The 15,081-nt window shown below is 48.9% G+C and carries 14 protein-coding genes; 10 read left to right on the top strand and 4 right to left on the bottom strand.

From position 1 onward, the window contains the following. The first annotated feature begins 4 nt into the window (after positions 1–4). Both ACMHKJ_RS09180 and ACMHKJ_RS09175 read left to right on the top strand, forming a co-directional pair. Positions 5–256: an excisionase gene (locus ACMHKJ_RS09180; protein WP_413493324.1), complete on the top strand. Its 252-nt coding sequence runs from the start codon at positions 5–7 to the stop codon at positions 254–256. After that, complete coding sequence (locus ACMHKJ_RS09175) at positions 231–1,364, top strand: phage integrase Arm DNA-binding domain-containing protein (RefSeq protein WP_413493309.1); 1,134 nt, start codon at positions 231–233, stop codon at positions 1,362–1,364. The genes ACMHKJ_RS09180 and ACMHKJ_RS09175 overlap by 26 nt, the downstream gene beginning before the upstream one ends. A 121-nt stretch (positions 1,365–1,485) precedes the next feature. Here the strand turns inward: ACMHKJ_RS09175 and icd are convergent, their stop codons facing one another. Beyond that, positions 1,486–2,739 (bottom strand): NADP-dependent isocitrate dehydrogenase, encoded by a 1,254-nt coding sequence (gene icd, locus ACMHKJ_RS09170; RefSeq protein ID WP_067426547.1) that lies wholly within the window; start codon positions 2,737–2,739, stop codon positions 1,486–1,488. Between the two features lie 139 nt (positions 2,740–2,878). Here icd and rluE point away from each other — a divergent pair, with 139 nt between their 5' ends. From rluE to ACMHKJ_RS09130, 8 genes are all read left to right on the top strand, one after another. Beyond that, positions 2,879–3,520 carry a 23S rRNA pseudouridine(2457) synthase RluE gene (rluE, locus tag ACMHKJ_RS09165; RefSeq protein WP_067361192.1) on the top strand — a complete coding sequence of 214 codons (642 nt, stop codon included), beginning with the start codon at positions 2,879–2,881 and terminating at the stop codon, positions 3,518–3,520. Then, entirely contained in the window at positions 3,510–3,971 is a 462-nt protein-coding gene (locus ACMHKJ_RS09160; RefSeq protein ID WP_413493307.1) for an NUDIX domain-containing protein, read from the top strand. The genes rluE and ACMHKJ_RS09160 overlap by 11 nt, the downstream gene beginning before the upstream one ends. Positions 3,972–4,128: 157 nt before the next feature. Next, positions 4,129–5,232 carry a tRNA 2-thiouridine(34) synthase MnmA gene (gene mnmA, locus ACMHKJ_RS09155; RefSeq protein ID WP_413493305.1) on the top strand — a complete coding sequence of 368 codons (1,104 nt, stop codon included), beginning with the start codon at positions 4,129–4,131 and terminating at the stop codon, positions 5,230–5,232. A gap of 2 nt (positions 5,233–5,234) precedes the next feature. Beyond that, entirely contained in the window at positions 5,235–5,864 is a 630-nt protein-coding gene (gene hflD / locus ACMHKJ_RS09150; protein ID WP_413493303.1) for a high frequency lysogenization protein HflD, read from the top strand. Between the two features lie 21 nt (positions 5,865–5,885). Continuing rightward, positions 5,886–7,253 (top strand): adenylosuccinate lyase, encoded by a 1,368-nt coding sequence (purB, locus tag ACMHKJ_RS09145; RefSeq protein ID WP_413493301.1) that lies wholly within the window; start codon positions 5,886–5,888, stop codon positions 7,251–7,253. 177 nt (positions 7,254–7,430) lie between these two features. Continuing rightward, a complete protein-coding gene (gene phoP / locus ACMHKJ_RS09140; protein ID WP_067361179.1) occupies positions 7,431–8,105 on the top strand; it encodes a two-component system response regulator PhoP in 675 nt (224 codons plus the stop codon). A gap of 23 nt (positions 8,106–8,128) precedes the next feature. Next, positions 8,129–9,595, top strand: coding sequence for a two-component system sensor histidine kinase PhoQ (phoQ, locus tag ACMHKJ_RS09135; RefSeq protein WP_413493298.1), 1,467 nt, complete (start codon positions 8,129–8,131; stop codon positions 9,593–9,595). 85 nt (positions 9,596–9,680) lie between these two features. Then, on the top strand, positions 9,681–10,802 hold the full coding sequence (locus tag ACMHKJ_RS09130) for a ribosomal protein uL16 3-hydroxylase (RefSeq protein ID WP_413493296.1): 1,122 nt from the start codon (positions 9,681–9,683) through the stop codon (positions 10,800–10,802). A gap of 75 nt (positions 10,803–10,877) precedes the next feature. Here ACMHKJ_RS09130 and ACMHKJ_RS09125 read toward each other — a convergent pair whose 3' ends face one another. From ACMHKJ_RS09125 to ACMHKJ_RS09115, 3 genes are read right to left on the bottom strand one after another with little or no spacing between them, the layout of a single operon-like run. Next, on the bottom strand, positions 10,878–11,906 hold the full coding sequence (locus ACMHKJ_RS09125; protein ID WP_413493294.1) for a fimbrial protein: 1,029 nt from the start codon (positions 11,904–11,906) through the stop codon (positions 10,878–10,880). Between the two features lie 10 nt (positions 11,907–11,916). Beyond that, entirely contained in the window at positions 11,917–14,340 is a 2,424-nt protein-coding gene (locus tag ACMHKJ_RS09120; RefSeq protein WP_413493293.1) for a fimbria/pilus outer membrane usher protein, read from the bottom strand. Between the two features lie 48 nt (positions 14,341–14,388). Continuing rightward, complete coding sequence (locus ACMHKJ_RS09115) at positions 14,389–15,057, bottom strand: fimbrial biogenesis chaperone (protein WP_413493292.1); 669 nt, start codon at positions 15,055–15,057, stop codon at positions 14,389–14,391. Positions 15,058–15,081 lie beyond the last annotated feature (24 nt).

The following is a 15,081-nucleotide window of genomic DNA, read 5'->3' as shown; positions in this document are numbered from 1 at the left end:
GAAAATGTCAAGAATGGTAGATCTTGAAGAGTGGGCAAAACACGAGTTTGGTGATGAGGCACCGAGCAGGCGAACATTACACAAATACGCCAAATCTCACATGATGGTGCCACCTGCATTAAAGGTTGGCAAAAAGTGGATGGTGGATCGTAATGCGCGCTATGTCGGTATTATTTCAATGCCTCAATTGCCGGGCGGATCTAGTGATAAGTTAAGAAGGATTTTGTCCGATGGCTGCAAGACCGCGTTCCCATAATATTATTGTTCCTAACCTTTATTGCAAACTGGATAAACGGAACGATAAGGCTTACTGGCAATATAAGCACCCACTTACAGGAAAATTTCACAGCCTGGGTACCGATGAAAAAGAAGCGAAAGAAGTCGCTATCCAGGCTAATACCATTATTGCAGAACAACAAACAAAGCAAATACTGAGCATTAATGATCGCCTGTCGGGTATTAAAAATGCAAGGCATGGAATTAGTGTAAATATTTGGCTCGATAAGTATATGGATATTCAAAATGAACGGGTTCGCGAAGGTGAATTAAAACAAAACTCACTGAAGCAAAAAAACAAGCCGGTTAATTTATTCAGACAACATTGCGGCATGCTGAAGCTCAAGGATATTACCGCACTTGAAATAGCTGAAATAACAGATCAGGTAAAAGCTGCCGGTCATAACAGAATGGCTCAGGTTGTACGGCTGGTACTTATCGATGTTTTTAAAGAGGCGCAGCATGCCGGGCATGTCCCTCCCGGATGTAACCCTGCGCTGGCAACAAGACAGCCACGAAATCGAATAAAGCGGGAGCGGCTTTCACTGGAAGAATGGCAGTCAATATTTAACCAGGCAGATCAGCACCCGCATTATCTGAAATGCGGAATGTTACTGGCACTTGTCACTGGTCAGCGTATTGGTGATATTTCCAATATGAAATTTTCCGATGTGTGGGATGACATGCTCCACATTGAGCAGGAGAAAACAGGGGCAAGGCTGGCGATCCCCCTTTCATTAAGATGCCATGCTGTAGATATGTCATTGCGTCAGGTTATCGCTTTCTGCCGGGATCGGGTTGTCAGTAAATACATGGTTCATTATCAACACACAACATCGCAGGCACAAAAAGGAGAACAGGTCACAGCTAATACGCTCACCACGACATTCAAGAAAGCCAGAGATAAATGCGGAATAGAATGGAGTGAAGGAACCGCACCGACATTTCATGAGCAACGATCATTATCAGAGCGACTGTATCGGGATCAGGGTATCGATACACAGAAATTACTGGGACATAAATCAAGGAAAATGACAGATAAGTACAATGACGACCGGGGAAAGGACTGGCAAATTATCGCCGTATAATCGCCCAGAATTTAACCGGTTTTGGGGAAGAGTTTTGGGGATGTTTTGGGGAAGAATTTCATTGGTTAAAAAAAGAACGGGAACCAATCAGTTCCCGTTAACTGTTTCACAGCATGCTTAATTACATATGCTTGATAATCGCATCACCAAACTCTGAGCATTTCAGCAGTTTAGCGCCGTCCATCAAGCGTTCAAAATCATAAGTGACGGTCTTGGCCGCAATCGCGCCCTCAGTTCCCTTAATGATTAAGTCAGCCGCTTCGAACCAGCCCATGTGACGCAGCATCATCTCTGCGGAGAGAATAACGGAGCCCGGATTTACTTTATCCTGACCTGCGTATTTCGGCGCAGTGCCGTGAGTTGCTTCAAACAGCGCGCATTCGTCACCGATATTCGCACCCGGTGCGATACCGATACCACCGACCTGAGCTGCCAGGGCATCAGAGATATAGTCACCGTTCAGGTTCATACAGGCGATAACATCATATTCAGCCGGACGCAGCAGGATCTGTTGCAGGAATGCATCTGCGATTACATCCTTAATGACGATTTTTTTGCCGGTTTTCGGGTTTTTCACACTTAACCACGGACCGCCGTCCAGCAATTCTCCGCCGAACTCTTCACGCGCCAGTTCATAACCCCAGTCTTTGAAAGCACCTTCGGTGAACTTCATAATGTTGCCTTTATGAACCAGTGTGACTGAATCACGGTCGTTATCAATCGCGTAATTCATTGCTGCGCGCACCAGGCGTTTTGTGCCGGCTTCAGAGCATGGCTTGATGCCGATACCGCACTCCTGAGGGAAGCGGATTTTCGTCACGCCCATTTCATCCTGCAGGAATTTAATCACTTTATCCGCTTCCGCAGAACCGGCTTTCCACTCAATACCCGCATAGATATCTTCCGCATTTTCGCGGAAAATGACCATATCAGTCAGTTCAGGTTGTTTTACCGGGCTTGGTGTACCTTTATAGTAACGAACCGGACGCAGGCAGACGTAGAGATCCAGAATCTGGCGCAGAGCCACGTTAAGGGAGCGGATGCCGCCACCGACCGGGGTGGTAAGCGGGCCTTTGATAGCCACGCGGTATTCACGGATTAAATCGAGTGTTTCATCCGGCAGCCAGACATCGCTGCCATACAGTTTTGTGGATTTCTCACCGGTGTAGATTTCCATCCAGGAGATTTCACGTTTGCCGCCGTAGGCTTTTTTCACAGCAGCATCAACAACTTTAATCATCACAGGCGTAACATCGACCCCGATTCCGTCCCCTTCAATAAACGGGATAACCGGATTTTCCGGAACGATTAACTTGCCTTTTGCGTCAATGGTAATTTTAGCACCTTTAGCCGGAACAACTACTTTGCTTTCCATCAACCTCTCCTTTATGTAAGCGCAATGTTTTGTTAATTTTTTGTAATAGCACTGTCAATACTACTTGAATAATTGCATCACGCAAATCCTAACTGTTTTAAGCTATAATGTAAGTCTCATTTTTTATAAAAAAGATATCATGGCCGCGAAAACACCTAACACCCGACCTACAGACAAAAAACATTCACATCCGGCGGCACAGCGCCTGCTGAATAAACCTGCCCGCAAACGGGGTCCGCGCAAAATGGTTTTGTTTAACAAACCGTTTGATGTGTTACCTCAGTTTACTGATGAAGCCGGGCGCAGCACACTGAAAGATTATATTCCGATTCAGGATATTTATGCCGCAGGGCGCCTGGACCGTGACAGCGAAGGATTGCTTATCCTGACCAACGACGGCGTATTACAGTCCGGGCTGACAAGACCGGATAGTAAAGCCGTGAAAGTCTATTATGTCCAGGTGGAAGGTGTGCCGGATGCCGCTGCACTGAAAAAACTGCGCGAGGGCGTGACGCTTAATGACGGAAAAACCCTCCCGGCAGGTGCAGAAATTACAGAAGAACCCGCCTGGCTGTGGCCGCGTAATCCGCCCATCCGCGAGCGCAAATCTATCCCCGTCACCTGGCTGAAACTGACACTGAAAGAGGGTCGTAACCGCCAGGTCCGCCGGATGACCGCGCATATAGGACACCCGACACTGCGCCTTATCCGCTGGCAGATTGGCGATTATACCCTTGATACACTCAAACCCGGCGACTGGAGAAGTGTGAATGACATTTAAGCCCCATATTACCGTCGCCTGCATGGTCACCGCAGGTGATAAATTTCTGGTGGTGGAAGAGGCGGTAAAGGGTAAGCCGACCTGGAATCAGCCCGCCGGACATCTGGAAGCCGGTGAATCCCTGCTTGCAGCGGCGCAGCGCGAACTGTATGAAGAGACAGGGATTAGCGCCACACCGGATGCCCTGCTGAAAGTTCATCAGTGGGTTGCACCGGACGGCACGCCGTTTATCCGTTTTCTGTTCCGGGTTCCGCTGGAAACACAACGTGAAACCTGTCCGCAGGACAGGGATATTGATTGCTGTCACTGGGTCAGTGCTGATGAAATTATTAACAGCCCGATCCTGCGCTCGCCGCTGGTTAAAGAGAGTATGTTTGCCTTCTTTGCTGCCGAGCCGCTGCCGTTATCCGTGCTGGCCACGTTCGGTGATATCAGCGAAAGCTATCCGTAAAAATGCCCGGTGAAAAAAACACAGATTGTCCTGACCTGATGATGCGCCGCCCGGCGTATCATGGTAAAGTATGGCGCTTGTTTTTTTCCCCCGGGTACGTCTTTGCACTGCGCCTTTTTGCGTGTGCAGAGCTTCCCAATCGCCGCGAGATCAGCTCATGTCAGATAACAGCCAGAAAAAAGTCATCGTCGGTATGTCCGGTGGTGTGGATTCCTCCGTCTCAGCCTACTTACTGCAACAGCAGGGATATCAGGTGACCGGGCTGTTTATGAAGAACTGGGAAGAGGATGATGATACAGAGTACTGCTCAGCCGCTGCCGACCTTGCCGATGCGCAGGCGGTGTGTGATAAACTGGGTATTGAACTGCTGACTGTCAATTTCGCTGCAGAATACTGGGATAATGTATTTGAGCTTTTCCTGGAAGAGTATAAAGCCGGGCGCACACCAAACCCGGATATTCTCTGTAATAAAGAGATTAAATTCAAAGCTTTCCTGGAATATGCCGCAGAAGATCTTGGTGCCGACTATATCGCCACCGGTCACTATGTCCGCCGCCGTGATATTAACGGCACAACGCAGTTATTACGCGGGCTGGACGGTAACAAAGATCAAAGCTATTTCCTTTATACATTAAGTCATGACCAGGTGGCTCAGAGCCTGTTCCCGGTCGGCGAACTGGAAAAACCGGAAGTCCGCCGTATTGCGGAAGAATTAGATCTTATCACGGCAAAGAAAAAAGACTCCACCGGCATCTGTTTTATCGGGGAGCGCAAATTCCGTGATTTTCTCGCCCGTTATTTACCGGCAAAACCCGGTCCGATTATCACGGTGGACGGGCAGGAAATCGGTCAGCATGACGGACTGATGTACCACACTCTCGGACAGCGCAAAGGGTTACGCATCGGCGGTACGCGTGACGGCTCAGAAGAACCCTGGTATGTCGTTGATAAAGATGTTGAAAACAATTTACTGATTGTTGCCCAGGGTCATGAACACCCGCGTCTGATGTCTGTCGGGCTGATTGCACAACAACTGGACTGGGTATCACGGGAGCCGCTGGTGCAACCGGTGCGCTGTGTTGTCAAAACACGTTACCGCCAGGAAGATATTCCCTGTACTGTTACCCCCCTCGGTGAAGATAAAATCAGTGTCCGGTTTGATATCCCGGTCGCGGCAGTCACACCGGGCCAGTCTGCTGTTTTCTACCAGGATGAAGTCTGCCTGGGCGGCGGGATCATTGAAGCGCGAATTACGGAGTAACTGTGGCTAAAAATTACGATGACATTACCCTCGCTCTGGCGGGTATCTGCCAGGCCGCACGTCTGGTTCAGCAACTGGCGCATGAAGGTCAGGCAGATAATGATGCCGTTGATGTGATGATCCAAAGTATCATCAATAATAATCCGTCATCCGTGGCAGATGTTTACGGTAACAATCCCCAAAACCTGCGGATTGGTCTTGAGGCCTTTGCCGGGATGTTTAATATGACCGGCGCGCAGGGCATAAATACAGAGATGACCCGCTATATGCTGGGAATTATGCTGCTCGAACGCCGCCTGTATAAAACCCCCGGTGCCATGAATGACCTGGGTAAACGTATTGATAATCTTGAACATCAGCGCGACCATTTCGGGCTGTCACAGGAAGCCATGCTTAACACCATTGCCGGTATTTATGTGGATAACATCAGCCCGCTCGGCCCCCGCATTCAGGTTACCGGCTCACCGGAAATCCTGCGCAACAGCCTGGTTCAGGCCAAAGTCCGCTCTCTGTTACTGAGCGGGATCCGCAGCGCGGTACTCTGGCGTCAGACAGGCGGAAACCGCTTACAACTGCTGTTTTCCCGTTCACGTCTCGTGGACACGGCTAAAAAAATTCTCGCTCAACACTAAAATTATCCGGAGTTGCAACCCATGGAATTATCCTCACTTACCGCCGTTTCTCCCGTCGATGGCCGCTACGGTGACAAAACACGCGCCCTGCGCGATATCTTCAGTGAATATGGTTTACTGAAATTCCGTGTACAGGTCGAAGTACGTTGGTTACAAAAACTGGCAGCGTGTGCAGACATTCGTGAAGTTCCGGCTTTTGACCGCGACGCAATCGCTTACCTTGATGAAATTGTCGCAAATTTTAGTGAAAAAGACGCAATGCGCATCAAAGAGATTGAGCGCACCACTAATCACGATGTCAAAGCGGTTGAATATTTTCTGAAAGAAAAAGCGGAAGCAGTGCCTGCGCTGCATGCAGTATCCGAATTTATTCACTTTGCCTGCACATCTGAAGATATTAATAACCTCTCTCACGCCCTGATGCTCAGCACCGCGCGCGAAACTATTCTTCTGCCTGCATGGCGTCAGTTGATTGATACCATTAAAACCATGGCCGCCGGTTACCGTGATTTACCGCTGCTTTCCCGCACCCACGGGCAACCGGCAACACCAAGTACAGTCGGCAAAGAGTTCGCCAATGTCGCTTACCGGATGGAACGCCAGTACCATCAGTTGCAGCAGGTTGAGATCCTCGGGAAACTCAATGGTGCCGTCGGTAACTATAATGCGCACTTATCGGCGTATCCGGATGTGGACTGGCACCGTTTCAGCGAAGCCTTTGTCACCTCGCTGGGCATTCAGTGGAACCCGTACACCACACAAATTGAGCCGCACGACTATATCGCAGAATACTTTGATTGTGTTGCCCGCTTTAACACCATCCTGATCGACTTTAACCGTGATGTCTGGGGCTATGTTGCCCTGAATCACTTTAAGCAGAAAACAATTGCCGGTGAAATCGGCTCTTCCACCATGCCGCATAAAGTCAACCCGATTGATTTTGAAAACTCAGAAGGCAACCTGGGTCTTGCGAATGCGATATTGGGTCACCTGGCAGCAAAACTGCCGGTTTCCCGCTGGCAGCGCGATCTGACTGACTCCACTGTGCTGCGCAACTTAGGCGTGGGCATTGGTTACGCATTAATCGCGTATCAGTCGGCGCAAAAAGGTCTGAGCAAACTGGAAGTTAATGAACAGCACCTGCGCGATGAACTGGATCAAAACTGGGAAGTGCTTGCAGAGCCGATTCAGACAGTGATGCGCCGGTACGGCATTGAAAAACCATATGAAAAACTCAAAGAGCTGACCCGTGGCAAGCGCGTGAATGCGCAGGCGATGCAGGTATTTATCGATGGTCTGGATCTGCCGGATGCAGAAAAGGCGCGCCTGAAAACCATGACGCCGGAAAATTATATCGGGGATGCTACCCGCTTAGTTGATGAGTTATAGTTGGTTAACTAACAACTAATTAAATTACACAAGAGGCAGAGAATATCTGCCTCTTTTTTTATGATTAATCGCATATCCCGCGTATTATTTGGCGTACATATTCCACTTCATTCAGGTAAACTGTTACAATTCACGTCAGTTTTCTATCGGAATATCTGTATTTGTAAGGGATTGTGTATGCGCGTACTTATTGTTGAAGATAACAACTTACTTCGTCATCACCTGATGGTTCAGATCCGTGAACTCGGGCATCAGGTGGACGCTGCGGAAGATTCAAAAGAAGCAGATTATTTCCTTCAGGAAAGTCAGCCGGATATCGCGGTGGTTGATCTCGGGTTGCCCGGTGAAGATGGCATGACCATGATCGCCCGCTGGCGTCAGCAGCAGGTTAAAATCCCGATAATGGTGCTTACCGCCCGCGAAAGCTGGCAGGAGAAAGTCGCTGCCCTCAATGCCGGTGCGGATGATTATGTGACAAAACCCTTTCAGCTTGAAGAAATCGTTGCCCGGATGCAGGCATTAATGCGCCGTAACAGCGGGCTTGCCTCACAGCAACTGGAATTGGGTATTTTTACTATTGATCTCTCCCGTAAAGAATTTCTGGTCGGTGATAATGCGGTCAAACTGACTGCGTTTGAATACACTATTATTGAAACACTGATGCGCGATAATGGTAAAGTGGTCAGTAAAGATTCCCTGATGCGCCAGCTCTACCCGGATGCCGAATTGCGTGAAAGCCACACCATTGATGTCCTGATGGGGCGGCTGCGTAAAAAAATCCTGGTCTTTACCGACGTGGATGCCATCGTCACTGTCCGTGGTCAGGGTTATCGTTTCGACGCCAAAGCATAAATTACGCCACTGAGGTAATTCGCATGACAATGCGAACCAAAAGTCCGTTCTCTCTGCGGACCCGGTTTTTACTGGCAACCTTCGCTGTGATCCTGGCGATGACCCTGTCTTACGGGGCGGTTGCCATTGTCGGTTATCTGGTCAGTTTTGATAAAACCACCTATACCATGCTGCGTAGCCAGAGCAATCTGTTCTACAGCCTGTCACAGTGGGAAGACGGAAAGCTCAATATCCGCTTTCCGCCGAACTTCACTCTCAATTCCCCCTCCGTTGTACTGATTTATGATAAAAATCAGAACCTGCTCTGGCGTCAGCATAAGATTGATGCACTTGAAAAAGCTATCCCGCCCAAATGGCTGACTAAAGAGGGTCTGTATGATCTGAATACCTCTCTTGAAGCCACCAAAGCGATTTTGGTTAATACCCCGCTGTTTTCCACAGCAGATATCCGCATCAATGATCTGGATGAAGATAATGACGGGCGCATGATCCATTCCGTCTCTGTCAGCCGTTACGGCGAAACCAATAATCTGCCGCCGCTGACCATCGTGGTCGTGGATACCATTCCGCAGGATTTACAGAAAACCTTCCAGGTATGGGAATGGTTCGGATATGTGGTTCTCGCTAACCTTTTTTTGCTCACCCCGCTTATCTGGCTGGCGGCACACTGGAGCCTGCGGCCTATTAATGCCCTCAGCGGACAGATAAGCGCACTGGAAAAAGGCGAGCGGGATGATTTGGATGAACAACCGCCCAGCGAACTGCGCGGATTGGTGCGCAACCTGAATCTGCTGCTGCACAACGAACGTGAGCGCTATACGCGCTATCAGCGGACATTGTCCGATCTGACGCACAGCCTGAAAACCCCGCTGGCGGTATTACAGAGCACGCTGCGCTCCCTGCGCAGCGGAAAAGACATGACAATTGATACCGCTGAACCGATTATGCTTGAGCAGATCGGGCGGATTTCACAGCAGGTCGGCTATTATCTGCATCGCGCAAATATCGGCGGTGACAACACGTTGCTGATGCGTGAAATTTCCTCCGTCCCTGCCCTGATTGACAGCCTGGCAAGTGCCTTATCCAAAGTTTATCAGCGCAAAGGTGTTGATATTACTGTCGATATTCCGCCTGATATCACCTGGCTGGGTCAGAAAAATGACTTTATGGAAGTGATGGGCAATATTATGGAGAATGCCTGCAAATATTGCCTTGAATTTGTGGAAGTGACCGCCCAATGGCATCATGATGCAGTGATCCTGATTGTCGATGATGATGGTTTGGGTGTGCCGGAAGATAAGCGGGAGCTGATTTTCCGCCGGGGACAGCGGGCAGATACCCTGCGTCCGGGTCAGGGACTGGGGCTTGCTATCGTAACAGATATTCTGGAGCAATATGACGGCGGTGCGGTCGTGACCGACAGTCCGCTGGGTGGTGCCCGTATTACCATCACATTCCGCCGTCAGGCTCATGATGAGAGTGACGACTGACACCGGTTTTTTGTTCTTTCTTTCACTATAGTTATGCAACATACTCCGTTATCTGGTTGTTTTTTTTCTCATTGAGGGCGTAACCATGGATTATGAACTGAATTTAGATTGGCAGTCCTTTATGGAAAGCCACTGGCAAAAACGCCCTTTACTGATAAAAGGCGGCTTTCGCAACTTCCGTGATACCATTTCTCCGGATGAACTGGCGGGACTTGCGATGGAAGATGATGTCAGCAGCCGCATGGTTACCCGCTTCGATGGAAAATGGGATGTGCGCCACGGCCCGTTTCAGGATTTTGACGACTTAGGCGAAAAAGACTGGTCAATCCTGGTGCAGGCAGTAAATCACTGGCATTTCCCGTCCGCCGCCTTAATGAAACCTTTCCGCTGCCTGTCTGACTGGCGTGCCGATGACCTGATGATCTCTTATTCTGTGCCGGGCGGCGGTGTGGGTCCTCATCTTGATCAGTATGATGTTTTTATTATTCAGGGACAAGGACGCCGCCACTGGCGTGTCGGGGAAAAAATCCCGATGAAACAACACTGTCCGCACCCTGATCTACTCCAGGTAGCTCCATTCGATGCCATTATTGATGATGAAATGGTACCGGGTGATATTCTTTATATTCCGCCGGGATTCCCGCATGAGGGCTATGCGATTGAGGAGTCACTGAACTACTCTGTCGGCTTCCGCGCCCCGAATGCCCGTGAATTATTCAGTGGTTTTGCCGATTATGTGATTGCGAACGATCTCGGCAGCTATCGCTACAGTGATCCGGATCTTTCTTTCCGCGACAATCCGGCGCTTATCCAGCAGGGTGAGTTAACCAAACTTCACCGCATGATGCAGGATTTGCTGGATCAACCCGCTGTTTTCCGTCAGTGGTTCGGGGAATACATCTCCCAGTCCCGCCATGAGCTGGATCTGGCACAACCGGAGCCGCCGTATACGCCGGAAGATATTCAGGCGCTGATGGCTCAGGGCGAATCCCTGTTCCGCCTTAACGGTCTGCGGGTTCTGCGCGTTGGCGACACTTGTTTTGTCAACGGCGAAGAGCTGAAAACACCACATATTGAAGCCGCAGATGTACTCTGTCAGTATGACGAAGTCACCGCAGATATGCTGGGCGATGCCTTACATGATCCGCAGTTTGTTATTTTACTGACTGCGCTGATTAATAGCGGCTACTGGTATTTTGATGACTAATCATTCACATGATTAACTGACCGTAAAACGCCACGATTTCGTGGCGTTTTTTATTACCAATAGCGGTAAAAAATGTTACAGATAGCGGATAGTATAATGAAGAACAGACTCTGCCATGCCGGGCTCGATTATATCCCGGGTCTGCACAAACGCAGCCTGTAACCGGATTTGTGCACTCTGCGCCGTCACCCGGTCAAACGATATCCACTCATTGAATTTCACCGGAGCACCCTGCCGGGTTACCCGGATACCAATACCTTTTGCGCTATTTTTAATCCGGTTAAGTTTCAGTGTACCGGGTACATTCCCTGCATCAAAATGCGCACCAGATAGCATAATATCTGCACCGTACACGTTACTGCACTGTAATCCGATAATCACATCCCTCACGCTTCTCTGTGCGACAGATCCTTTTCCGCTAAAATCTGTCCGCGATACACTGCCCAAATCAACCTCCCGGGTCGTTGCAATATCGATATCACACGCCCGCCTGCGGATCTTAACACCGGAAAAATTGACATAGGGTTCTCTTATCACAGAATACCATTCACCATCCTCCATCAGGGTCAGTTTTGCAATCTGTGCCGCCGGTATTTTACTCCCGGGGATAACACCTGTTTTGTGCAATGTCACCGCCACTCGCCCCCAGTAACGGAGCTCACCTTTTACACGGCGATCGCGGCAAATAATTTTATCTATATCAGTACCCTGGCTATCACGTCCGTCAATATAGAACGTGTCTGCCGGACAGCCCGGGTAGTTAATTTCACCACCCAGACTATAGCCAATCCCTTCTGACAGGTAAAAAACCGAATGCCCCTCCGCTGTTGTTCCGATTTTTTCACCGAATGCAGCGATACCAAATGATACCGCCGTTTCTTCTGTGAAAATACAGTGATAGCCCTGCGCCACTCCCGAATAAAAGGGGCCGGCTATCCGAGCCATTAACGGTAATTGCTCACTGATCTCAGCAAAATGTATATCCGGGGTCAGCATAATTTCAGGCTCGGGTGTGGTACAGGCGGCCTTTGCGTATACGGGGATGATGCTCAGCATCACACAAATAATACCTATTCTTCCGCCATATATAATATCTTTAATCATTCAATAATCCTCACTGACACAGTAACGTCATTGTGACAAGCCACTGGTTTTCAGGGGGTACCGCAATGTCCGATTCACACTGCTGTGCAGGACTATCTCCCCATTTCACCTGCAATAATCCGCTGTCAGGTAAACCGCTCAGATACACTTCCCCGTCATCACCGGCGATCCCGCTTACCGTACTGCCATCGGCTCTTTTTACCTGCACAGAAGCACCGAAAGGTACACTACCGGTTCTTGTTTTCAGGGCATAAATCACACGATGCCCTTTCTGAACATCAAACCGGACCGGGACTATCGCGCCCTTTGACGGAATAATTTGCTGAACCGGCTCTGCTATATCAACATTTTCCGGTAATGTTTCCGGATCAATACGAACCGTATTCTGATTATAATTATTCAGTTGCGGGATAATACTGAATCCGCGACTATCAGTGGATGCCGCGTTAGCATTCATCAAACTGATATTTCCAACACCATCCATATCCACCAGCGCGTTACTTTCCCCCAGCGGCCGCGACAACGTTAGCCCCTTGCGGTGAATGACGACGCCACCCTGAATTCCGCCATTCCAGATATTATGATTGCCATCGCTACTGAAACTACCTTGTAAATCAGCTGTATCATGACGCCAGCGAAGTTCGCCGCCACGACGGTGAGTGCCCGTTTGATGCTGATAGCCATGATGTAATGTATAGCTCAGGCGGTAATCATCACCTGCGGTACCACTTACCGACGTTTGTGTACCGGAACCAGCAGCCTGATGATAATAATAAAAATGGCTGCGCAGGCGCTGTCCGCCAAATTCCAGCGGAACCGAAAATGAGATCGATATGCGGTTATCCGCGCGCTGATAAGCACCACTCTTGCGATACTGGTAATTCACACCGTAACCGACATAGCGAAAATTACCGTAATAACCCGTATCCCATACCCGGTCTGATGCGCGGTAATACTCGCGCTTGCGGGGCTGATAGGGTATCCGCTCACTGTAACGGTAACCAAGAGAAAGACTTCCCCATCCGGCAAGGAACTGCTGAAACTGACCGGACCATTGCCGCCCGGCGGATACCGCGCACAATTCTGAACCATTGCTGTCAGATACCCTGACGGTTTCACCTGCCCGCAGATACAGAGACGATCCCGTCTGCCAAATTGCTTTCTGATAGTTAATACGGTAGCGCTGATAACGAGCCCCTGCCTGCTGATACGTCAGCCAGTCCAGTGAAATTCCGCCCGCTGCTCCCATATTTATGCCCGCGCCCATTGCTCCGCTTACCGCGCGGCGGGCGGCATATCCGCCACCGTACAGTGTCAGAAACGAATTAATACCGTATGCCACGGTTCCCTGCATAAAATACGTATCCGATCCATCTTTGCGCCGGGTGTGTTTTCCGGCATCCAGCGTGTATTTTATCCTGCCTTCACGCAGCATCACAGGTACATAAGCGCCGGGCTGAAAATAGTGCTGAACAGTACCATCAGATTCCTCAATCAGCACTTCAAGATCAGCGCCCTGAAGACCGTCATACAGATTGTTTATCTCAAATTCTCCGCCGGGTAGCGACACCTGACGCAGTACCATATCCTGTTGTTTTATCGTCAGTTGTGCACTGTGCGCAGTTATTCCTCTGATGACAGGCGCATAGCCTTGTCTGTCCTGCGGGTGCATGGCTTCCCGGCTGACAAGGCGAATCCCGGTATAAGCCCTGCTGTCAAATACCGGATCGCTGCTGTACAGTTCACCAAGCTGCAACTCTCCCTTCAGCGGTGCAATAGCGCGATATCCCCAGGTCCGTTGTGACTGCCATGACTGTTTCTCCTTTGTTTTATCCAGGTAGTCCTGATGTCTGAAGCGCCAGGCGCCATGGTTAAAACCACTGCGCAACGACAAAGATTGCCGGGTATCACGATAGTGTCGATCCCGCGTATGAAGTATCCGGTAATCATAATCAAGTAAAAATGCGGTTATACCGTGATCCCACAACGCAGCATCACTGGTCCGCTGAGCCGCTGTCATAAAAAAACGCTGCGGGATAATAATATCCAGTGATTGCTGCGCAGCATCGAATGTGACCTTTAGCGCACTTACCCACTGAGTGATATCATCAATCGGAGCTGAATCATCCGCACGCTCAAATTCAGGTGCGGCATCGGTACGCAATCCCCACATCAACCACTGCTTGCGGGAAACATGCGGTAGTAATTGTTTTTTCACCGGATGATAGCGAAACTCAATCCACAGCCCGGGTTGTGCCTGCCGGTTGACTGATACAGAAACAAAATAGCGTCCTTCCGTCTGAAACTGCCGCTCACTTAACTGCTGAAACTGTGAAATATCGATAAGCGGATCCGTACTGCCGATCCCCAAAGCCGCCGGATTGAAATAGGGTTTACTGACTGCGCTGACAGAATATAGGCAGGACGTAATCATTAATGTAAGACAGCATTTTTTAAAATACATATATTCGCAGTTATTTTTTTATTTACTGAAAATCACCGGCCTGCTGACGATTCCGCCCAGATCACCAATGTAGTTAATAACGATACTATCTTTATCATGAATAATATTAGTTGAAATAATTAGTGTTTCAAAAGGCGGGATCATATCGGATACTGAATATTCCTTTTCATTTATTTCAATACTTTTCACTGTTATATAGTAAGGTGTTTGATTAATTACTTTTATTTCCCTGCCGACTATTTCATATCTTATATGACTGAAATCAGGCTCTGTTAATCCTGTCGGTCGATAAAATAATTTAAACTTAGAGTTAATAATAACCTGTAGTTTATTCTCAGTATCAACCTCCGTAGCAGGAATACCACGAACATTCAGCCAGAACAAGGTTTCTCTGTCAGTCTTGAAATCCGATTTTCTCAGTGAAATACGTAGCAGGCTTTTTCTATTTCCATCAAGCTGAAATATAACGGGTGTGATAATAAACCCTTTTGTTTTATTTATGCCATCCTCATCCTCAACCCGGGACTGAATTAAATAAGGGCGCTTATCATCTGTGTTTTCAACCGGAACGGTGATCATTTGTTTATTCTGAGGATAAATAAACCGGGTTCCGCCAACGACAATTCCGGCATAGGTCTGGCTGCATATCATCCATAACGTAATAACATAAATAATATTTTTTATCATAAAAATCATCTGATATAGCAAGGG

This window comes from Morganella psychrotolerans, from assembly GCF_965118875.1.
In the GTDB taxonomy this organism is placed as follows: Bacteria; Pseudomonadota; Gammaproteobacteria; order Enterobacterales; family Enterobacteriaceae; genus Morganella; species Morganella psychrotolerans_C.
The sequence above is the reverse complement of the archived record's forward strand: the minus strand, read 5'-3'. Positions and strand labels throughout refer to the sequence as shown.